Annotated in this window: 17 protein-coding genes and 2 pseudogenes; 8 read left to right on the forward strand and 11 right to left on the reverse strand. The window is 62.9% G+C overall.

The features are described from left to right. Window positions 1–114 precede the first annotated feature (114 nt). Entirely contained in the window at window positions 115–822 is a 708-nt protein-coding gene (locus tag BMW89_RS11610; protein WP_092026004.1) for a hypothetical protein, read from the forward strand. Window positions 823–841: 19 nt separating this feature from the next. Here the strand turns inward: BMW89_RS11610 and BMW89_RS37295 are convergent. From BMW89_RS37295 to BMW89_RS11620, 3 genes and pseudogenes are all read right to left on the reverse strand, one after another. After that, a pseudogene (locus BMW89_RS37295) lies at window positions 842–949 on the reverse strand (transposase); the annotation flags it as partial. 176 nt (window positions 950–1,125) lie between these two features. Beyond that, complete coding sequence (locus tag BMW89_RS11615; RefSeq protein WP_244547571.1) at window positions 1,126–1,839, reverse strand: 2-phosphosulfolactate phosphatase; 714 nt, start codon at window positions 1,837–1,839, stop codon at window positions 1,126–1,128. A gap of 71 nt (window positions 1,840–1,910) precedes the next feature. Beyond that, a complete protein-coding gene (locus tag BMW89_RS11620; RefSeq protein ID WP_177195981.1) occupies window positions 1,911–2,564 on the reverse strand; it encodes an HAD family hydrolase in 654 nt (217 codons plus the stop codon). Between the two features lie 281 nt (window positions 2,565–2,845). Here BMW89_RS11620 and BMW89_RS11625 point away from each other — a divergent pair, with 281 nt between their 5' ends. The 3 genes and pseudogenes from BMW89_RS11625 to BMW89_RS11635 all read left to right on the forward strand — a co-directional run bounded on the left by BMW89_RS11625 (window position 2,846) and on the right by BMW89_RS11635 (window position 4,545). Next, window positions 2,846–3,295, forward strand: a complete 450-nt coding sequence (locus BMW89_RS11625; RefSeq protein WP_092026010.1) for a GNAT family N-acetyltransferase — start codon at window positions 2,846–2,848, stop codon at window positions 3,293–3,295. A 138-nt stretch (window positions 3,296–3,433) separates the two neighbouring features. Continuing rightward, window positions 3,434–3,673 (forward strand): annotated as a pseudogene (locus BMW89_RS11630) (GrlR family regulatory protein); the annotation flags it as partial. A gap of 215 nt (window positions 3,674–3,888) precedes the next feature. Continuing rightward, complete coding sequence (locus BMW89_RS11635) at window positions 3,889–4,545, forward strand: hypothetical protein (RefSeq protein ID WP_092026014.1); 657 nt, start codon at window positions 3,889–3,891, stop codon at window positions 4,543–4,545. A 110-nt stretch (window positions 4,546–4,655) separates the two neighbouring features. Here the strand turns inward: BMW89_RS11635 and BMW89_RS11640 are convergent, their stop codons facing one another. The 3 genes from BMW89_RS11640 to BMW89_RS11650 are packed head-to-tail and all read right to left on the reverse strand — an operon-like array spanning window position 4,656 to window position 8,597. Continuing rightward, complete coding sequence (locus BMW89_RS11640; protein ID WP_092026016.1) at window positions 4,656–5,273, reverse strand: Isoquinoline 1-oxidoreductase subunit; 618 nt, start codon at window positions 5,271–5,273, stop codon at window positions 4,656–4,658. Between the two features lie 19 nt (window positions 5,274–5,292). Continuing rightward, window positions 5,293–5,817 carry a (2Fe-2S)-binding protein gene (locus BMW89_RS11645; protein WP_092026019.1) on the reverse strand — a complete coding sequence of 175 codons (525 nt, stop codon included), beginning with the start codon at window positions 5,815–5,817 and terminating at the stop codon, window positions 5,293–5,295. After that, window positions 5,814–8,597, reverse strand: coding sequence for a xanthine dehydrogenase family protein molybdopterin-binding subunit (locus BMW89_RS11650; protein ID WP_092026349.1), 2,784 nt, complete (start codon window positions 8,595–8,597; stop codon window positions 5,814–5,816). Before BMW89_RS11650 ends, BMW89_RS11645 begins: the two co-directional genes overlap by 4 nt. Before the next feature lie 233 nt (window positions 8,598–8,830). Here BMW89_RS11650 and BMW89_RS11655 point away from each other — a divergent pair, with 233 nt between their 5' ends. Next, window positions 8,831–10,420 carry a multicopper oxidase family protein gene (locus tag BMW89_RS11655; RefSeq protein ID WP_092026021.1) on the forward strand — a complete coding sequence of 530 codons (1,590 nt, stop codon included), beginning with the start codon at window positions 8,831–8,833 and terminating at the stop codon, window positions 10,418–10,420. A gap of 122 nt (window positions 10,421–10,542) precedes the next feature. Continuing rightward, the gene (locus BMW89_RS11660; protein WP_092026024.1) at window positions 10,543–12,165 is read left to right on the forward strand and encodes an ABC-F family ATP-binding cassette domain-containing protein; all 1,623 of its coding nucleotides are present in this window, start codon (window positions 10,543–10,545) and stop codon (window positions 12,163–12,165) included. A 122-nt stretch (window positions 12,166–12,287) separates the two neighbouring features. On the opposite strand, the gene BMW89_RS11665 is transcribed toward BMW89_RS11660, so the two are convergent. Next, complete coding sequence (locus tag BMW89_RS11665) at window positions 12,288–14,504, reverse strand: alkaline phosphatase family protein (protein ID WP_092026028.1); 2,217 nt, start codon at window positions 14,502–14,504, stop codon at window positions 12,288–12,290. 256 nt (window positions 14,505–14,760) lie between these two features. On the opposite strand from BMW89_RS11665, the gene BMW89_RS11670 reads away from it, so the two are divergent. After that, entirely contained in the window at window positions 14,761–15,636 is an 876-nt protein-coding gene (locus BMW89_RS11670) for an MBL fold metallo-hydrolase (protein ID WP_092026031.1), read from the forward strand. A gap of 21 nt (window positions 15,637–15,657) precedes the next feature. On the opposite strand, the gene BMW89_RS11675 is transcribed toward BMW89_RS11670, so the two are convergent. The 4 genes from BMW89_RS11675 to BMW89_RS11690 all read right to left on the reverse strand — a co-directional run bounded on the left by BMW89_RS11675 (window position 15,658) and on the right by BMW89_RS11690 (window position 19,240). Then, window positions 15,658–16,941, reverse strand: a complete 1,284-nt coding sequence (locus BMW89_RS11675) for a type II asparaginase (protein WP_283805324.1) — start codon at window positions 16,939–16,941, stop codon at window positions 15,658–15,660. 91 nt (window positions 16,942–17,032) lie between these two features. Further along, complete coding sequence (locus BMW89_RS11680; RefSeq protein ID WP_092026034.1) at window positions 17,033–17,281, reverse strand: hypothetical protein; 249 nt, start codon at window positions 17,279–17,281, stop codon at window positions 17,033–17,035. A gap of 95 nt (window positions 17,282–17,376) precedes the next feature. Then, the gene (locus tag BMW89_RS11685; RefSeq protein ID WP_210187565.1) at window positions 17,377–18,252 is read right to left on the reverse strand and encodes a dienelactone hydrolase family protein; all 876 of its coding nucleotides are present in this window, start codon (window positions 18,250–18,252) and stop codon (window positions 17,377–17,379) included. A 25-nt stretch (window positions 18,253–18,277) separates the two neighbouring features. Continuing rightward, window positions 18,278–19,240, reverse strand: a complete 963-nt coding sequence (locus BMW89_RS11690; RefSeq protein WP_092026037.1) for an alpha/beta hydrolase — start codon at window positions 19,238–19,240, stop codon at window positions 18,278–18,280. Between the two features lie 128 nt (window positions 19,241–19,368). On the opposite strand from BMW89_RS11690, the gene BMW89_RS11695 reads away from it, so the two are divergent. Then, window positions 19,369–20,046, forward strand: a complete 678-nt coding sequence (locus tag BMW89_RS11695) for a nitroreductase (protein WP_092026041.1) — start codon at window positions 19,369–19,371, stop codon at window positions 20,044–20,046. Window positions 20,047–20,116 lie beyond the last annotated feature (70 nt).

Consider the following 20,116-nt stretch of genomic DNA (forward strand, 5'->3'; position numbering starts at 1 on the left):
CATCATGCAGCAAAAGCTCCGCGGGTGGCCGCTGCGCGGAAAAGCCGGATGGCAACGGCGCGGCGGCGGTGCTAGGTAGCCTGAGATTGTTTTTGGATTTGCGGGTTCATTGCGTTGCTGGACGGACTCTACAAGGTTGAATACGGCATCCACGATGCCTCCGGGTGCAGCATCATGTGCCTGCATGACGGCAAGATGCTCGGCGGCAATTCCGCGTTCGCCCATCTTGGAACGTATCAGGAGCGCGACGACGGCGAGATCGTCGCCGAGGTGATCACCGAGCGGCATAACGAGGATCCCAACTACAAGCCGCTGATGGGCGCCGATGTCGCTTCGATTGGCGCACGCGGCCGGCTGATCGGCAACCAGATCCGTCTCCGGGGAAGCGCGGACACCATGCCGGGCGGCAACTTCTGGGCCAATCTCACGCGGCTCGATGACGAGGCGCTGCCTCCGAGCGGTGCGGTCGGCCCTCGCGGCATCGCCAACGGGCTCTACGGGATGAGCCTGCGCGCGCTTGACGGCGTCGATGCCGGACTCTCCGGCGTGATGCTGCTGATCGACGGCCGCATCCTCGGCGGCGATGCGTTCTTCTACTATCTCGGCTCCTACTCCTCGGCGGACGGCCGCTGGAAGGGCGAAATGCTCAACCAGGAGCACACGCCCGCGAAAGGCGAAAACCCCGTGTTCGGCGGCTATGAGGTCGGGATCGGCTTCTCCGGAACCTGCACGGATGACAGTGGCGAACTCGAAGGCGTCGCGCTCGCCGGCAAGCGCAGTTTGCGGCTAGCGGCCTCGCTCAAGCTGATGCGAAGGGCGTAGGGCGTGTGCTTTTAGAGGCCACGTCATTAAGGACACGACGGTCGTTTACCCGAGGAACGCCGCGCGGCTTGTTCGGTAGCATCGGCTTGATGGCAACCCATTCATAATCGGAGAGTTCGTGGCGCATGATTCGAGCCCCTAGTTTGGGAGTTTGAATCACGGAGGTCCGGCGTAACGCAACGTGTGAACCTGAGCCCGGTTCGGCGCTTGTAGGTAGAAGCAGACCTCAACCAACCGAAAGCGACCGCCGAATCCGTCGAGACTGACCCAACTCGGACATCGCCGAAAGCGATGCGTTGAAGCCTAATCCTTCCGCGCGACCAGTCGGCCGTCCTCTCGGGCAATGAGTACTGCAAAATCATATCGATCGATATCGAGCGCGATATCGAGGTCCGCTGGATGTAAGTGCGGCTTGGCCGGGTCGTGGAAGGCCGGTATCTGCGGTCCTGCCAAGATGACGTCGCGCGTCCCTGACGGGCTGCCGGGCCGCCCCTCTAACAGGTTGCGTAGATGAATGGCACAGAGTTCATCCTCATCTGAGCGTCGTATGCCATCCAGACCCATCGCTACCAGTGTAACATCTACTGGTTTCTCTTTAAGAATAGCGCGCGCTGTCGCTGTAGCTGTGAGTAACGATCCGGCATAGAGCTGAGTGGCCTGCCTGGCGGCGATGATGCCTTGCGTACCGGCGCTGGTGCGCTGAATAATAGTTCGACCTTCGAGGTTAGCCTGTGATGCCTCAAAGGGAGAGTTGCCGAGATCGAAGCCGACTGGGGCACGGCCCCCGACCTCTCCCATGCAAAGTTCTCCGATGCCCGCGGCGCGTAACTCGAGAGCCTCCTCGACATCGCGAACCATGATGATCTTCGTTGCCCCATTTGCAAGCGCGACGGCGGCCGTCGTAAACGCGCGGAAGACATCAATGACTACAACTACACCAACGGCGCGCTCGGCGCCCGCGAGCAGGCTGTCAACTCGAATGTTCAAGTGCATCACTCCAAATTCGATATCGACCAAGTCCAAGCAGCAGGAGGTCGATCATCAGTCGCTACACGACGCGAGCTATGTACAAGTGTTGTCTCAATTTTTCACGATCGGACCCATTCGGATGTCGGGGGGCTCACCGGGCGAACGCCATGTTTAGCCAACAGGTCGAGCAAGGCGCTGGCACCAGCAACCCCATCGAACACCTCCGCGCGCATACCGACTTGGATGGCGGCCGCCACGTTCTCGGACCTGTCGTCGAGAAACAGGATCGACTCTGCGGGCTGTTTTAGGGCGGCGAGCACGTGCTCAAAATAGCCGGGCTTCGGCTTCGCCACACCCATCCGGCACGAATAAAATTCGCCATCGAACAGTCCCGCGTAGTTAAGCGCTTCTGACATGTGACGCGCACGGTGGACCTGCTGGTTAGTGGTCAAATAGCATTTGGTGCCCAACGACCGGATCGACTGCACGACGTTCATTATCGCTGCGTCGACCTCGATGGCGTTAAGGATTGCTAGGATGGCTGCCGTATCCAAGCCGTGTCCCACTCTGGAGACGAGTTCGTATACTGCCGCTGCGAAATCGTCCTCGCATTCCAAGAACGCGGCTTCGACAACTAGGATGTCGCGTGTAAACTGATCGAGCAATCCGTCTTCTACAAGCGTAGGCAACGCCGCAAACGCCAAACGCCATCTAGTTTGTGGCCGCTGAAGCACGCCGTCTGCGTCGAAGAGAATTGTTTCAATCGCTCTCATTACCGCAACCATGCCTATTTTCGCGGCAATGTCCGAGTCGGATCGACTTTCGCGCCGGCTGCAGAGACCCTACCACTGAGAAAGCATGAAGTGCTCCGCCCGATAGAGAACTTGCATCAGAAGAACCGTAGACCAAAGTGGAGGGCTGCTCAGTTCGCACCCTCTTTATTTGCGGCGCTGGTGGTAACCCATAGCGTCAATTGCTGCGGTCAAACTAACATGATCGTTAGCGGAGCGGACATAGTCAAAATTTATGGGTACGCGTCCTAGAGGGAGTTCCTATGTATTCGACGCGAGATATCTCCATTCGCAAAATCACCTACCTTGATGGCATTTCCCTACGATCTGTTGTCTTGAAGCCGAACCCCGCCAAGGTGTCGGTCGGCCTTGTTCAATATGAGGATGAGGGTGCTGTTCATCTCGGCGCTGACGTGGAAGGCCAATTAGTAGCAGTGGCATCATTCACGCCCTTTGCCGAAGATGGAAATCGCAATCTCGCATCCTATCAGCTTCGGGGCGCGGCAACGCGAGCAGACTTCCAGGGAAAAGGTATAGGGCACAAATTGATTGCGACTGGCATTGAAGCATGTTTTCTACGTGGTGCCTCGTTGATTTGGTGCGATGGACGATCGGCAGCAAAGACCTTTTATGCACGGCTGGGCTTTGCACCTGCTGGCCCCGAATTCCAAACAGCGTCCGGACCTCATTTCCGTTTCCGTCGCTTTAGTTAGGATTGTGCAATGTGGGCGCGACATCTTCTTTCTTCTTCGGCTGGCATGCATCGGCAATATCACGCCGTGCTCGCGATGTCCGGTTCTGGCCCTTAGCCGACTCGTTAGGGCGAGCTGACCATGTCTGCTCCCGAGGATGATGCGTTCTTCTACTATCTCGGCTCCTATTCCACGGCGGACGGCCGCTGGAAGGGCCAGATGCTGAACCAGGAGCACACGCCGGCGAAAGGCGAGAACCCCGTGTTCGGCGGCTATGAGGTCGGGATCGGCTTCTCCGGAACCTGCACGGACGACAGCGGCGAGCTCGAAGGCATCGCGCTTGCGGGGAAGCGCAGCTTGCGGCTGGCGGCTTCGCTCAAGCTGATGCGGCGGGCGTAGGGCGTCTACTCATAAATTCGTTGCGTCCGCTTTGCTGTTAGAAGGCGACGTTGAGACCGATACGTCTGCATGTCGGCCTTGGGCCACAACCGGAAATTGACCTTTTGGTCTTTGTGACCTAGGCAAGCTAAAGATAGGTAGGGGAGCTTGCAGTGACCCAGCGATCATCGGGAGATGCAAATCCTTGCAAGCCGCGAAGAGAGCGAGGGCTTCGCATGGCGCTTCTTGTGGCGGGAAGCAGCCTTAGGGTGGGTCTCATGCCCCTTGTTCTCGGAGTAAAGACAACACCTCTGCACGCCGCCGAGAATTCCAACTTCATAACGCAGAAGATCGAATCGCACAGCTACATGATCCCGCGCGATCTGGTTGAGACGATTTACAAACCAAATTACAGCGGCGTGCCCAATCCAAATCCCAACTGGCCGCATGAGCCGGTGGTGCGCCTTGCGTTGCAATGGCCAGAATTTATAGCGCCTGAGATCGGCAACCCTCAAGAGAAAGCCAGACGAAAGATCAATGTCACATTGCTCTCGGGGACGGTTATGACGGTCGCCAAAACGATTGAGCGATTGAACGAGTTCAATTACTCGCCAGAAATTATCGGCGCTCCATATGGCTTGCGAGAGCTGCGAAGCAGCCAGTCGAAAGAGTTTCGAGAATATATTGCTTCACCGGAAGAAGGCTCAGAATATTTGATTCATTGCGATCAACCGGAGGTGGAGACCTTGCCGATGCTGTATTATTCTTGCGACTACTATTTCGAATACCTCGATCTCAAGATCAACGTGAATTTTCATTCTCCATTTTTGAGCGAATGGCGGAAAATCCACCAGAAAACCCTGTCCCTTCTCAATCGAATGCGGAAGGATTGAAGCGCGGCCAAGTCGCCTTTGGGTCATAAGCCGTCGACGACGACCAAGCGGGCCCACTTCCGCTTTACCGTCGGAAGCCGACGTTTATGAGTGCTCGTCCCAGCACCGGCTCACGGCGCCGGACACGCCGCCCCCGTCTTCACCCAGGCCTCCACCAGCGCGCCGGCCTGCTGTTGCGTGCCCGGCGCGGGCGGGCGGCCGAAGCCGGGCTTCCAGGCCCAGCCGACCAGGGTGTCCTTGCCGATATGGTCGATCAAATCTTCCACCTTGCGCCCGCCATTGCGCGCTGGATCCCTGATCTGCTCGCAGATCTCGCCGATGGTCTTGCCTTCCCAGGCCATTTCGCGCGGCGCCAGATGCCAGTCGGGATGACCGGGCATCCGGCCGGGCTCGAAATTGGCCTGCTGGTGGCAGCTGTTGCATCGCATCGCCTCCAGGCCGTGGCCGTCGGCGCCGCGCGTGACCGGCGGCTGATGCAGGCGGGCATTGTCGCCCTGGTGCGGGCGGTCACCGGCCGGATGGCAATTGGTGCAGCGGGGATGCGTCAGGACTCTTCCGAGCTCGGTGAAGATCGCTGCCGAGCGCTTGTCGGTGTCGTCGATCGCGGCGAAGCTCTCGGGCGAGGCCAACGCGTGGCTCGCCGTCTCCGAGGCTGCGTAGCCCGGACTGAGGCTGCCGGCGAGCGCCGCGATCACGACAATCATCTTGAACCGCGCGTCGGATCTCATGGTTGCTGTCCTTGCGCGCTCACTTATTGGCGATGAGATAGCGGTTTGCATCGGCGAGGATCACGTCGCGCACCGCCTCGTGATATTTGATGTAGCCGGTGCAGCGGCAGAGATGGCCGTCGAGCGCCTCCGCTATGGTCTGCTCCAGCGCCTCGCGGGCGACCGGTGTGCGTGCGAGACGTTCGAGCAGCACCTGACCCTCGTTGAGGAAGCCGGCGGTGCAATAGCCGCATTGAAAAGCAAAGTGATTGATGAAGGCCTGTTGCAATGCCGAGAGCTGGCCATCCTTGGCGTGACCCTCGACGGTGCGGATCGACTTGCCGTCGAAGTTCACGGCGGGGGCGACGCAGGTCGGGCTGGTGGTGCTGGTGCCATCGGGCGCATCGACGATGATGGCGCAGCTCAGGCATTGCGCGGCGCCGCAGCCGAACTTGGTGCCGGTCATTCCGAGCATCTCGCGCAGAAAATCGTTCATCGAGAGATCGTCGCGGACGTCCATCGGACCGTGCTTCTGGCCGTTGATGGTAAGGCTGAGGGTCGTCACGCGAGCACTCCCTTTAGCAGGCTTGATGTGACCGGCAGCGCGCGGAAGCGATGGCCGGTGGCGTCATGGATGGCGTTGATGAGCGCCGGTACGATCGGGATCATCACGACTTCGGCCATGCCTTTCGGTGCTTCGTCTGGTACTAGCGGCTTCAGCATCTCGATCTCGAGATCGCGGAGCGGCAGGTCGGAGCCGCGTGCGACCAGGTAGCGGCCGAGATTCCATTCGCCGTTGCCGGGACCGCCCTCGAACGGAGGCAGCGTCTCCAGCAGCGCATAGCCGACGCCCATGGCGAAACCGCCCTGGGCTTGGCCCATCACCACCTCGGGCACCAGCGCGGTGCCGCATTCGAGCACGCTATAGGCCTTGGCGATGCGCAAGGCTCCCGTCGCGCGCTCGATCTCGACGCGGACGACCGTGCCGCACATCGAGGTGTAGGCGGTGCCGATGCGGTTGTTGTCGGTCGGCGGAAACTTGACGCTGACACGGTTGATCCGTTCGAACTTGCCGTTGCCCCTGCGGACCGCCAGCGCGTCGATGTCGGCGCGGTATTGCTCGCCGAACAGCGGAAAGCGTGCCCGCGACCACGCCCAGCGGGAGAAGCTGTGCGCAACCGCACCGGTGACGAAGCCGCGCGCATGAGCTGTCGCGGCCAGTACGGGCAGCGCCAGCGGTTCTAGGCCAGGCATGGTCAGCTGCCCGTTCTGCCAGCTTGCGGCGTCCCATTGCCGTGCGCGCGGATCAGTCCTTGCGATGTGCCACAGCTCCAGCGCCGCGGGCCACAGGCCGAAGCGGAAAATGACGCGGGCGGCTTCCCCCGCGGAATGGGTGCCGACATGCGCGCCGATCGAGGAGCTTGTCGGCGAGCTGATCGCGGGCACCCAGCGCGGATTTTTCTCCGCAGCATCCTGGGTCTTCTGGTCCATGGTGGAGGGATCGCCTGATGTGACCAGCCCGAGTACGTCATAGCTATCGACGCGGGCGACCGAGACCTCGTCGGCGATGACGCCGAGATGGCTTGCGACCCGGTTGGCCAGCGCCGTGCCGATGCCGTTGCCCATCTCGACATGATCGCAATGGATTTCGATCTTGCCGTCGGGGGCAAGCTCGACGCGTCCGAGCGAGCCGTCCGCGCCGGAGCCATAGTCTTTCGTCACGCAGGCGACGCCGGTGCCGACCAGCCGATCCGACGATGTCTGTTTGAACTGTGCCCGCTGCTGCCAGATCGGATGCTTCTCAAGCTTGTCGAGGATTTCGGGCGTGCGCACCGAGACGATGTAGGGATTGCCCGTCATGGTCCGGCCGTTCTGGGGCAGCGCATTGCGCCGCCGGAATTCGATCGGATCGAGCTTCAGCTCGGACGCCGCCTCGTCGATCAGGACCTCCAGCGCCGTCATGGCTTGCAGGATGCCGTAGCCGCGCATCGAGCCCGCGCTCACGCCGCGCGAGTGCACCGCGACGGTCCTGACGTCGACCTTTGGAATGTCGTAGATGCCGATCGCGCCCGTGCCCGCGACGACGGCGACGCTGGCCGAGAAATGGGCGAGCCCGCCACCGTCGAGTACGTGATCGGCGGCGAACGCCTTGATCTTGCCGGTCGCGCGATCGATGCCGATGCGCGAGCGCATCCTGATCGCGTGGCGCTTGATGCCGCCTTGAAACTGCTGGTAGCGGTCATGCGCCAGCCGCACGGGCTTGCCGGGAAAGCAGATCGCGGCGAGCGCGACATAAAGGATGAACGGCGTGTGGTCGCGTCCGCCGAAGCCGCCGCCGACATGGGCGAACTGCGCGTTGATGTGCGCCGGCTTGTAGGGCGCGCGGGCTTTGCCGAACAGATGCGCGATCGACTCCGCCGCCTCGTAGGGCGACTGTACGCCGAGCAGGAGTTCGAGATTGCCGCCCTTATTGCCGCCCTTGCCGTTGTACCAGGCGAGCCCGCATTCCGGCTCTAGGAACATCGGGTCGACCGATTGCGTCTCGAACTCGCGGTCGAGCACCAGCATGGTGGCGTCGTCTGCGGCGAGCTCGGCGCGGATCTGCTCGCCATATTTTGCCGCCTTGGCGTAATCCGCCGGCATCCCCTTGGCGAGTGCCGACCACACCGGCAGCGCCGCGCTCTGCACCTTCTTCGGCGAGACCCAGCCGGCCTGGATCGGCGAATAGACATCCGGCTTGTCAGGCGAGGGGCCTGCCACGCGGGTGAAGCGGAAGGCCCCGTAATCGGGGACGACGACAGGCCCGGTCTCCTCGCCGAATTGGACGAAAGTGCCATCGCGTAGCGCGAGACGCGCCTGGTCGAAGGCGTCGAACTTTTCGAAGATCAAAAGCGCGACCGGTTGGCCGAGATAGAGCGGCGTTTTGCCGACCGGACAGAACAGGTCGCCGGCGTAGAACTCCGGCACCTGCGTGCCGATGCGGTCGAGATCATCAGCGGTCACGACGACGGAGGGTTTCAGTGCGCCCTTCAGGCGGGCGAGGTCCATGCCGGTGTAGACATGCGTGGCGTCGTTGGCGCGCACCAGGATCGCGTGCGAGGTGGTCTGCGGCCAGCCAGCAAGATCGTTGGCGCGGAAGTCGGAGGCGTAAAGCTTTGCGCCGGTGACTTTGGCGACGCCGTCGACACGGCCCGCACCTTTTGTCGCGGGGTTGAAATTGCCGCGTCCGGGCAACGTCTCGTGCGCTGCGAAAGGAACGCCCGCCGCCGAAGCCAGATGCGACAGGCTGACAGAGATGCCTCCCGCCGATAACCACTTCACGAACGCGCGTCGCGAAGGCCCCATGATCAGATCCTTGTACAAGGTTTCGAGGGGCTCACGATGCTGACGGCATCGCTGCCCGGAAGCTACGCGCTGAAGCTAGCTCGAATCCGACGTGATTCGTCATGCGACGATAGAAAGGGGCAGGGCGTTTATAACCGGTGAATGCAGCGCACTCCCTGGATGGAATCGTCGTTTCGCGCTTGCTTTAGAATCGAATCGAACTGATGACGGATCGGCAACAGGGGCGAACTCAAATGCAGCACGATCCGAACGGTGCGTCTTCTGTCACGAGCACGACGAGATTGTCGCGGCGGCAATTGCTTGGTGCGGCAGGAGCGCTGTCATTGATCGGAGGCGCCGCGAACGCCCAGCACGCCATGCACGACCGTGCGGGCGCATCGCACACCGCGGATATGTCGCCGAAGATGGGCATGGTGCCGGAGAACCCGGTTCCCGCGATGGATCAGCCGCTGGTCGAGCCCGAGGTGCGCAGGTCCGTCAACGGCGTGCTGAGCACGACCTTGCGTGTCGGCTACGCCTATCGCCAGATCGGCGGCGTCAGGCTCTATGTCCGGTCCTATGAGGGCGGCAGCCCCGGTCCGACCTTGCGCATGAAGCCCGGCGAGACGCTGCGGATCAAGATGATCAACGATCTGCCGCCGAACCGCGATGGCCTGCCCGCCGACATCAGCCATCCGCACCAGTTCAACAACACCAACTTTCATTTCCATGGCGCGCATACGAGCCCGAGCGGGATCTCCGACAACGTCATGCGATCGATGGCGCCGGGCTCCAGCTACAACATCGAGATCACGCTGCCGGCCGACCACACCAGCGGCACCTACTGGTATCACCCGCACCACCACGGCAGCGCCGACATCCAGATGTCGAGCGGCATGGTGGGCGCCGTCATCGTCGAGGGCGATTTCGCCAGCGTGCCGGAGATCACGGCCGCCCGCGAGCGGCTGCTGGTGCTGACCCAGGTGGTCTACGACGCCAACGGCATGGTCGAGAATTTCGAGACGCTGTTTCCGGAGACGGCGACGCGCTTCCTCGCGATCAATGGCCAGCGGCGGCCGACAATCGAGATGCGCCCCGGCGAAGTGCAGCGCTGGCGCATCCTCAATGCCGCCTATCAGGACGACATGCTGCTCGACCTCGAGAGGCACGATCTGCAGGCGATCGCCTATGACGGCATCCAGCTCGGCGCGGTGCAGCCGCTCAAGCAGGTCCTGATCGCGCCGGGCCAGCGCGCGGACATTCTGGTGAAGGCGGGCGGCGCCGGGACCTACGCCTTCAACGCGGCGCCCTATGATCAGGGCCATCCGTCGCCGGTCGGTCCGCTGGCGCGGGTCGTGGTGTCGGGCGCGCCGATGGACATGAAGCTGCCGCGCGCTTTGCCGCCGGCGCCGCTCGCGACCATCAAGGACAGTGAGATCACCAATCGCCGCAAGGTGGTGCTGTCGGCGACCGCGCCGGAGGCGGATGCCGCCGGGCACTGGCAGGAGTTCGAGTTCTTCGTCGACGGCAAGAAGTTCGACCCCGGACGTATCGACCAGCGGGTCAAGTTGGGCGCGGTCGAGGAGTGGACCATCGTCAACACGCATGAGCACGACGACCACGTCTTCCACATCCACACCAACCCGTTCCAGGTGGTCTCGGCCAACGGCAAGGCGCTGGCCGTGCCGGAATGGCGGGATTCCGTGATCGTGGAACGCAAGGGCGGCCAAGTCGTGTTCCGCTCGCGCTTTGTCGATTTCACCGGTGTCTACATGCTCCACTGCCACATGATGAACCATGAGGAGATGGGCATGATGCAGACCGTCGAGGTCTATAAGGCGTAAGCCGCAAGCCGAATTGCGGGATTTAAGGTCGTGCGAGGGCAAAATCCGGGTCCGGCCGGGCTTTCCCTTGCGGCCCATATGGCCTATTACGCCGCAACGCAACATTCCCCCAAAAAGACCCCATGATCCGCCTCGACAACGTCAGCAAGCAAGCCGGCCACCAGATCCTGTTCATCGAGGCCTCCGCCGCCCTCAACAAGGGCGAGAAGATCGGCCTCGTCGGCCCCAATGGTGCCGGGAAGACCACCCTGTTCCGGATGATCGCCGGCGAGGAATTGCCCGACGAAGGGCAGGTCTCGACCGATCGCGGCATCACCATCGGCTATTTCAACCAGGACGTCGGCGAGATGTCCGGCCGCAGCGCGGCGGCCGAGGTGATGAATGGCGCCGGTCCCGTCAGCGAGGTCGCGGCCGAGCTGCGCGAGCTCGAGGCTGCGATGGCCGATCCTGACAAGGCCGACCAGATGGACGAGATCATCGCGCGCTATGGCGAGGTGCAGCACGCGTTCGAAGAGCTCGACGGCTACGCATTGGATGGTCGTGCGCGCGAAGCCCTGTCCGGCCTCGGCTTCAGCCAGGAGATGATGGACGGCGACGTCGGAAAACTCTCCGGCGGCTGGAAGATGCGCGTCGCGCTGGCGCGTATTCTCCTGATGCGTCCCGACGTCATGTTGCTCGACGAGCCGAGCAACCATCTCGATCTCGAAAGCCTGATCTGGCTCGAGAAGTTCTTGCACGATTACGAAGGCACGCTGCTGATGACCTCGCATGACCGCGAGTTCATCAACCGCGTGATCTCGAAAGTCGTCGAGATCGATTCCGGCTCGCTCACCACCTACGCCGGCGATTACGAATTCTACGAGCAGCAGCGTGCGCTGAACGAGAAGCAGCAGCAGGCGCAGTTCGAGCGCCAGCAGGCGATGCTCGCCAAGGAAATCAAGTTCATCGAGCGCTTCAAGGCGCGTGCGTCGCATGCAGCCCAGGTGCAGAGCCGGGTCAAGAAGCTCGACAAGATCGAGCGGGTCGAGCCGCCGCGCCGCCGCCAGACGATCGCTTTTGACTTCCTGCCGGCACCGCGTTCGGGCGAAGACGTCGTTGCCCTGAAGAAGGTGTTCAAGGGCTATGGCAGCAAGCGGATCTATGACGGGCTGGATTTCATGATCCGCCGCAAGGAGCGCTGGTGCGTCATGGGCGTCAATGGCGCCGGCAAGTCGACGCTGCTCAAGCTGATTGCGGGTGCGAGCGAGCCCGACGAGGGCACGGTCGCGGTCGGCGGCAGCGTCAAGATGGGCTATTTCGCCCAGCACGCGATGGATCTGCTCGACGGCGAGCGCACCGTGTTCCAGTCGCTCGAAGATCAGTTTCCGACCGCGGGGCAGGGCTCCCTGCGCGCGCTCGCCGGCTGCTTCGGCTTCTCCGGCGACGACGTCGAGAAGCGATGCCGCGTGCTCTCGGGTGGTGAGAAAGCGCGCCTCGTGATGGCAAAAATGCTGTTCGATCCGCCGAACTTTCTGGTGCTGGACGAGCCGACCAACCATCTCGATCTCGCCACCAAGGAAATGCTGATCACCGCGCTTTCGGATTTCGAGGGCACCATGCTGTTCGTCTCGCATGACCGCCATTTCCTGGCGACCTTGTCGAACCGCGTGCTCGAGCTGACGCCGGAGGGCATCCACCAGTTCGGCGGCGGTTACACGGAGTACGTCGCGCGCACCGGGCAGGAAGCGCCGGGGTTGCGGTCGTAGTTGGGACCTGTAGCCCGGATGGAGCGCAGCGCAATCCGGGTTGGTGCCACGCGGATGGTCGTGCGATGTGGTTGGTCTAGGATGAGCGCTGATCAGCGCCCATCCGTTCGGGCCTCAATCGTTTAGCGCAAAATCTCGCGCAGCACTTCGCCATCGACCCCGTGCGGCCTGACGCCCAGGATCTGCATGATGGTCGGGGCCACGTCGAGATTGCGCATGCGGCGGATGGTGGTGTTGTCGCGGATCCCGGGGCCGGAGGCGATGAAGGTCGCGCTCATGACCGGCAGTTTTGGATCGTGGCCGTGGGCACCGTAGAAATTGGGCATCGACAGCATCGTCGTCGCCGCGCTGAATGCGGCATCGCCGAGCCGGGCGACGCCGGGGCTTTGGATGCCGTCGAAATTGTAGCCAGGGGCCATCAGCGCGAACACATCGCCAAAATCCTGGCCGATGGTCTTGCTGGTGCACTGCCCGATTCCGGCCTCGCACTGGAGCGGACGGGTCTCGACCACGGTAAAGAGCCGTCCTGCCTCGAGTGAGCCGTTGAACTTCGGGTTGGGATCGACCGCATTTTTCACGGCATCGGTGATCTGCGCGACCAGCGCTGAGTAGGTGGCGGGATCGACGGTGCCGCCGGACTCACGTTGTTGCAGGTTGATGTAGATGTTGGCCGCGGGGCCCGAGGTGCGGATCGCCAGTTTGGTGGTGTCGATGCCGGCATTCTTCAGAATGTTGGTCATGCTGACCGAGGTGTGGAATGGCGCAAAACCGTGGTCCGACACGACGATGACGTTGCTGTCCTCGCCCGCCGCCTCGGTGATCCGCTTCACGGCCTTGTCCGCCGTCTGATAGGCAAAGCGGATATAGGATGCGTAGCGGGCGACCTTGGCGGGGTCCTGGTTGGTGCCGGTCGAGCTCGGGTCCTTCGGATTGGTGCCCTGACGGGGATCGGTGAGCAGGAACTGGTGCTCGGAGCCGTCGGGCTGCTCGATATAGACCATCACGAGGTCGGCGTCGGGATGGTTCTTGATCGCCCGCTCGCCGATATCGGCCTGATAACGCACGAAGGTCTTGACCATGTCCTCGAACATCGTCTCGATCTCGACGTCGGGGAAATTGGTGAAGCCCGGGCTCAGCCGCTCCGGAATGCGGAAATCAGCCTGCGGACGCCAGAACCCGACGCTGTTGTTGATGTCGTCGACATCGGCGAGCACGGGCGCATTGCGCGGAATGAAGTTGGCGCCGTAGCGGGCGAAGCGTACCACCGACAAATCAGGCGCGAGCTGCGAGACGAAGTACGCAGTGCCAACCTTCGCCCCGCTGCCGTCGAAGAAGAATGGCGCGTTCTCGCCGCCGAATTTTGCGTAGGCTGGTCCGGTCGCCGGCGGCGCGAACGGTCCTGCCGTAATGCCGCGCGTGGTGTCGAAGAAGACCAGAGTGTCGTAGTTGACCTTGTTGTCATTGGTGGTGTCGAGCGCGGCAATGCGGATCGCGTATTTGAGGTCTTGCGTCGCCGCACTGGTACAGGTTGCGGTCGAAGCCGATGCGCACGAGAACGTCTCGATCGGCGTGGACGTCGCCAGCACCGGGCTGAATGAAAAGCGGCCGGCCGCCTGCAGCGCCGTGGCCACCGCCGGATCGGCCGCGAAATCCGTTTGGGTGAGCGAAAAGCCCTGGGCACCGAGGCCGCCGAATGCGCCGAACGGCACGGTGAAGTCGGTGGTGCGGATCGGCTGTGCGGGTTGCACCACCGTGCCGTTGATCGAGATGTCGGCGCCGTCGCCGCCGGGCCATGTCGCGGTGACCACTTTCTTGCCCTGCTGGCGCAGTTGCACCCACAGTGGCGATGCCGTCGGGTGCGGCGAAGGTCCAAGCGGGCTCTCGCGATAGCCGCCGATCGGAGCCGCAAAGCCGCTGAGGCTCGATGTGCTGGCCCCGACGATCGCCTGGAAGGTGTTGGAGGGGATGTCGTTGTGGACGGCGGTCGAGCCGGTGGCGATTTCGATATGCGAGACCGCGGTGAGGGACGGTGACGCCGTGATGTTCTGCACCGCCACCGCGCCATGGCGGCTCAGCCGCGCCAAGCCGCCGTCGCGCGGCAGCACGCCTTCCTCGATGAACTGCTTGATGAAATCGGGCTTTGCACCGTCGAGCGAGATGAGGACCACCGGCGGCGATCGGCGTCCGTGATGATGCCCCTGATCATGGTCGCCATCGCGCGGACCGTCGGAACCGCGGTCGCGTCCGTTGTCATCCTGATCGGCGTGAACAGGCGCCGCAGCGCCAGCCAGCGTTGCGGCAAGCGAGATCGAAGATATCAGGAAGAAGAGCTTTTTCACGTGACCGCCCCATGCTTTTCGTTGCGCAATCTGTGCGCGTGTATCTCAAGATGACACGAAGATTATCGAGCGTGTCCGACGACGCGCGTGTGACGCCCAGGCGACGCATCCGCGTCGCGGCGTGAATGCTGTCGCAAGAGTCCAACTGGAGTGGCTGTTGCACTGGTGATGGGAACTCAGCAACGCAGGCCTGCGCTGACTCGCCTTGAACGCTGCGAACTCGTTCGCTACGCTTGAGAAAATCAGGAGAAGGCGCATGAAGCAGCTCAGGATCGGCGACATTACCATCGACGCGGTGATCGAACGGGAGGGGCCGTGGCGGCGGCCGCAGGATTTTTTTCCGGCTTATGACGACAGCGTGTTCAAGCGCCATCTGCCGACCATGGAGCCTGAGGTGTTCGATGCCGCGCGCGGCATGATGGTGATCACCTACCAGACCTTTGTGGTGCGCACGCCGCGCTACACGATTTTGGTCGACACCTGCACCGGCGAGCACAAGGGGCATCCGCCGCCGTTCGATTTCCCCGGCAAGGAGCGCTGGCGCAACGAGCTGTTCGCGCTCGGCATCGGCTTCGAGCAGATCGACTACGTCTTCTGCACCCATCTGCACATCGACCACACCGGCTGGAACACGACCTTGCGCGACGGTCGCTGGGTGCCGACGTTTCCGAACGCGAAATACGTCTTCCACAAGGGCGAGTACGCGGCCTGGGAAGCCGAGAACGCCAAAGGCAACAATCCGCCCGGCACGGTCTTCCGCGACAATTGCCTGCCGATCGTCGAGGCCGGGCAGGCGCTGCTCGTCGACGACGACTATGCGCTCGACGACACCGTGACGCTGACGCCGACCCCGGGGCATTCGCCCTGCCATTGCTGCGTGAACATTTTTTCAAAGGGCCAGCGCGCGGTGGTCGCGGGCGATCTCATGCATCACCAGATCCAGTGCCGCGAGCCGGACTGGTCGGCAAAGCCCGATTGGGATGCCAAGCAGTCGGCGGTGTCGCGGCGGAAGTTCTTTGCTTCAGTCGCCGACACCGACACGCTGATCCTGCCGATTCATTTTCCGGCGCCGACGGTCGGCCTGATCAAGCCGCTCGGCGCCGCCTTTGATTATCGCTACAAGCGGGAGTAGGGCGACTGCTCCACGGACGCGCTAGTAAGTGTAGAACATCCGCTGGATTTCCTTGCTGTCGGTCGTCTTGGTCAGCGCCAGCATCAGCAAGATGCGCGCCTTCTGTGGATTGAGCGTATCCGAGACGATGAAGTCGTGTTCGTCGTCCTTGGCTTCGCCGTTGCGCGCGACGATGCCGTTGCCGACGCGGCTGCTGCGAACGATCGCGACACCCTTCTTGTGGGCCTCGTCCAGAGCCGGCTCAACCGCTGGCCGGGCAAGGCTGCCGTCACCCGTGCCGGCATGCACGATCCCCTTGGCCCCTGCGGCGACAAAGGCGTCGATCGCGACCCGGTTCATGTTGGCATAGCCGTAGACGATATCGACTTGCGGGAGTGTATCGAGGTTAGACACGTCGAATTCGGAGTCCGCCGTGTGCCGGCGCGTCGATTGACGATAGAAGTACGGTTTGTTGCCCTGCATGTAGCCGAGAAAGCCGAGTTCGGGCGTGCGGAAGGTGTCTGCCGTCGAGGTGTTGTTCTTGGTGACGTCACGAGCCGCGTTGATCTGATCGTTGAGAGCGACGAGCACGCCTTTGCCGACCGCCTCCTCGCTGCCTGCGAGGATGACCGCGTTGAAGAGGTTGATCGGCCCGTCCGCACTGATCGCGGTCGACGGCCGCATCGCGCCCACGACGACGACAGGCTTTTTGCTCTTGACGACCAGGTTCAGGAAATAGCTGGTTTCCTCGATCGTATCGGTCCCGTGGGTGATCACGATCCCGTCGACGTCGTCCTGCGCGAGGAGCGTGTTGACGCGCTTGGCAAGCTTCAGCCAGTAGTCATTGTTCATGTTCTCGCTGGCGATCTGGAAAACCTGCTCGCCCTTGACGTTGGCCACCGTCTTCAGCTCGGGGACGGCGTTCAGGAGAGTCTCTATGCCCACGGTCGCTGCGGTGTAACCGACTACGGTGGTGCTGCTCGCCCCGGAGCCGGCGATTGTGCCGCCGGTTGCGAGGACCATGACGTTGGGTAGACCGACGCCCCTTGCGTTCGCGACTCCAACACCGATGAGCAGCGCGAAGAGCAAGCTCACCGTTGCCGTAATCGGACTACGCACTCGAAGTTGCCACATCTTGACGTCCCTTTCCTGGAAAGCCTCGTCGACGCGCCCCATTTCGCTCAGCACTGCATGATCCGTCAGCCGAGGCGTTCTGTCTAGAGTGGCGGTGATTTTGCTTTGCGCGCTCCGCGGGAGCGGGATGGCGTCTTCTTCGCCATGCCCGATGTTGGCTTCGTGTGCGCGGAACGCGAATGGCCGAGACATCTGCGCGAAGACGCACTTCGCGCAGATGTCCCGGCCAGGAGGGAGTTCGTGTGTTGATTGCTCGCTAAAGAAGCCGCGAATTCACAGCGCCTTACGCGCCGACTTCGCACTTCTTCATAAAGCTGTTCTTGGCGGCGCCGGCGAGCGGCTTGCCGTCGGCGCTCATCGCCTTGGGCGTGCAGGCGTCTTCCTTGCACTTCTTCATAAAACTGTTCTTGGCGGCGCCGGCGAGCGCCTTGCCGTCCTTGCCGACCGCCTTGCTCTCGCAGGTGTCGTCCGCCAACGCCGAGCCCGCCGCAAAGGTGGCAACGATCGCAGCCAGGAAAATGCGTTTCATCATGGGTGTCTCCCTAAACCGAAAAGATGGCGCGCGAATTGGAGACCGGAATCGTGGCGCAATCAAGCAGGATCGGCACCATCGCCTCCACGTGAGGCTCAATTTTTCCAGCGGTCGAGGATCGCTATGGCCTTGACGAGCGCATCGTCCATGGCCGCTTGATTCCCGGGGGCTGACTGGCGCCGGGACGAGGGCTCGTCGAAATCGTGGGTCGCCCCGGGATAGACGGTGACGTCGATCCGGCTGCCTGATTGCCGTGACCCGTCTGCGACGTGCTGGCAGATCTGCGGCGAGACCTCCTCGTCATCGGCGCCGAGGAACATGGCGATGGGTGTCGCGGTGGAGATGGTCGGCGCGAGCAGTGCGGTCTTTCCGCAGCCCGGATAGAACACCAGCGCGCCGTGATAGCCTGATGTCTTGCCACCTTGCCGGATCATCACGTTGAGCGCGGTGCTGCCGCCGTTGGACCAGCCCTGTAGAAAGATCTGGCTGTCGACCACGTCACCGCGTCCGCGCAGATAAGCGAGCGCACCCTCGGCATCGAGCGGGCGAACCGTCAATTCGTTGACGTCGGCGCGGTCAGGATCGTCATGGGTGAAGCGGCCGAAGCCGTACGCCTTGCCGCGTGGGCCAAAGCTGTCCGGAAGCAAGGCGAGGTAACCGCGCGCCGCCCAATATTCACCCCACATCACGTGCCGCCTGGACAGGGTGGTGGCGTCGCAGGGCGAGGTGAGCCCGGCGCCGACAGAGGTGCAGTCGCCGTTGTCGTTGCTGGAGTAGGGACCGCCGCGGCCATGCAGCATGACGATGGCGGGCCAGGGGCGCGGTGTGGTCGGCTGGAACAGATAGCCGACCAGCGCGGTGCGGTCGTCGGCGCTGCGAAAATAGACCGTCTGCGGTGCGGCGGAGGCGGCCGCGACCGACAGCAGCGAGGTGACGAGGCCGATGACGATGCGGATGAGATGATCTGGCAATTCGGCCCGGCCTCGTCGCAACGGCTCAGACCCCGCGCGCGAGCAATGCCTTGAAGTCGGCGCGCGCTCGCTGCGCTTCCGCCCGCGCGACCTCGGAGGCGTCGCCAAGGCCGAAATAGCCGTGGATCAGGCCGGCGCCTTCATGATGCTTGACCCGCACGCCGGCGGCCTCCAGCGCCCGCGCATAGGCCGTGCCCTCGTCGCGCAGGGGATCATACCAGGCGGTGGTCACAATTGCCGGTGCCACACCGGCGAGCGATGCGGCGCGCAGTGGCGAGACCCGCCAGTCGGCGGCCTGGCCGGGATCGGCGAGATAATGGCCGCAAAACCATTCCATCGTGGCGCGCGTGAGGAAGTAGCCGTCGGCATTTTCAGCGCGCGATGGAAAGCGCGCATTCTCGCGCGCGTCCGCATAGAGGCCGACGATGTCGGTCACGGGATAGACCAGCAGTTGCGCGGCCAGCGTGATGCCGGCATCGCGACAGGTGATCGCGGTGGCGGCTGCGAGATTGCCGCCGGCGCTGTCGCCGGCAATCCCAAGGCGTTTTGCGTCGCCGCCAAATTCCGCGACGCGGTTGAAGATGTCGCTTGTGGCAGCGAAGGCGTCCTCGAAGGCGCCGGGAAAGCGCGTCTCGGGCGGGCGCCGATAGTCGACGGAGACGACGACCGCGCCGGTCTCGATCGCGAGATTGCGCGCCTGCCTGTCATGGGTCTCGAGATCGCCCGCGACCCAGCCGCCGCCATGGAAGAACACCACGGTCGGCGCGGGATTGCTGCCGATGCGATAGACGCGGGCCGTGAGCGGGCCGGCGCCGCCCTTGACCTTGATGTCCTGCACGGTGTCGACCGGCGGCGGCCGCACGGCCGCGCGCGAGTCAGCCAGTGCACGCAAGGAATCGCGGGCGCTCTGTGGCGTCATCGCGGTGGGATCGCGCAGCGGCAGCAGCGGAATGATCTGGGCGATGACGGGATCGAGCGGTGCGGGCATTCGCTTAAGTCCTCGCTGGGTTCTTGGTCTTGCTTGCGGGTTAGCATAGATTTGGCTGACAGCATCGGCAACCGGTCACGCGTTACAATTGCAATGCCGTGGGATGAACGGGCAGGGAGGCCAAACAGGTGGAATTCGAAACGCTGGTCCAGTCGCGCCGCAGCGTGCGCGGTTTCAAGAACGAGCCGGTGCCGCGCGCCGTCGTCGAGGAGATTATCGAGAGCGCCAAGCGCGCGCCGTCGTCGATGAACACACAGCCCTGGCATGTCCACGTGCTCACAGGCGGGCCGCTGGAAGAGCTGCGCCGCCGCAACATGGAGGAGATGGTTGGCGGCGCCAAGGTCAAGCGCGACATCATCAGCCATGGCGAATATCAGGGCGTGCATCGCACCCGGCAGGTCGATATCGCCAAGCAATTGTTCAGCGCGATGGGGATCGCGCGCGACGACAAGCCGATGCGGCAGGACTGGGTGCTGCGCGGCTTCCGCCAGTTCGATGCGCCGGTCTCGCTGGTGCTGACCTATGACCGCGTGCTCGATCCCGGCGCGGTCTGCCATTTCGATCTCGGCGCACTCTGCTACGGCATCGTGCTCGCCGCGTGGGACCGCGGCCTCGGCTCTGTCATCAACGGGCAGGGCATCATGCGCTCCGACATCGTGCGCGAGGTCGCCAACATTCCGGAGGAGGAGGTCATCATGACTTGCGTCGCGATGGGCTATCCCGACGACAACTTTGCCGCGAACGCGGTTCGCTCGGATCGCGAGGGCAATGACGATTTCGTGCGTTATGTCGGCTTTGCCGACTGACGCGGGACTCACGGAGGAGATTATTCTCTCGCGGAAATTTTTGGTGTGGGGTCGTTGCTGCCTCTTGCAA

This window comes from Bradyrhizobium sp. OK095 (assembly GCF_900109945.1).
Taxonomy (GTDB): Bacteria; Pseudomonadota; Alphaproteobacteria; order Rhizobiales; family Xanthobacteraceae; genus Bradyrhizobium.

Excerpts from the sequence above, each read along its gene's own strand:
- BMW89_RS11690 (WP_092026037.1), bottom strand. The coding sequence starts at position 19,240 with ATGCCCGCACCGCTCGATCCCGTCATCGCCCAGATCATTCCGCTGCTG.
- BMW89_RS11670 (WP_092026031.1), top strand. The coding sequence starts at position 14,761 with ATGAAGCAGCTCAGGATCGGCGACATTACCATCGACGCGGTGATCGAA.
- BMW89_RS11675 (WP_283805324.1), bottom strand. The coding sequence starts at position 16,941 with ATGTCTCGGCCATTCGCGTTCCGCGCACACGAAGCCAACATCGGGCAT.
- BMW89_RS11635 (WP_092026014.1), top strand. The coding sequence starts at position 3,889 with ATGGCGCTTCTTGTGGCGGGAAGCAGCCTTAGGGTGGGTCTCATGCCC.
- BMW89_RS11640 (WP_092026016.1), bottom strand. The coding sequence starts at position 5,273 with ATGAGATCCGACGCGCGGTTCAAGATGATTGTCGTGATCGCGGCGCTC.
- BMW89_RS11620 (WP_177195981.1), bottom strand. The coding sequence starts at position 2,564 with ATGAGAGCGATTGAAACAATTCTCTTCGACGCAGACGGCGTGCTTCAG.
- BMW89_RS11680 (WP_092026034.1), bottom strand. The coding sequence starts at position 17,281 with ATGATGAAACGCATTTTCCTGGCTGCGATCGTTGCCACCTTTGCGGCG.
- BMW89_RS11625 (WP_092026010.1), top strand. The coding sequence starts at position 2,846 with ATGTATTCGACGCGAGATATCTCCATTCGCAAAATCACCTACCTTGAT.
- BMW89_RS11655 (WP_092026021.1), top strand. The coding sequence starts at position 8,831 with ATGCAGCACGATCCGAACGGTGCGTCTTCTGTCACGAGCACGACGAGA.
- BMW89_RS11650 (WP_092026349.1), bottom strand. The coding sequence starts at position 8,597 with ATGGGGCCTTCGCGACGCGCGTTCGTGAAGTGGTTATCGGCGGGAGGC.
- BMW89_RS11660 (WP_092026024.1), top strand. The coding sequence starts at position 10,543 with ATGATCCGCCTCGACAACGTCAGCAAGCAAGCCGGCCACCAGATCCTG.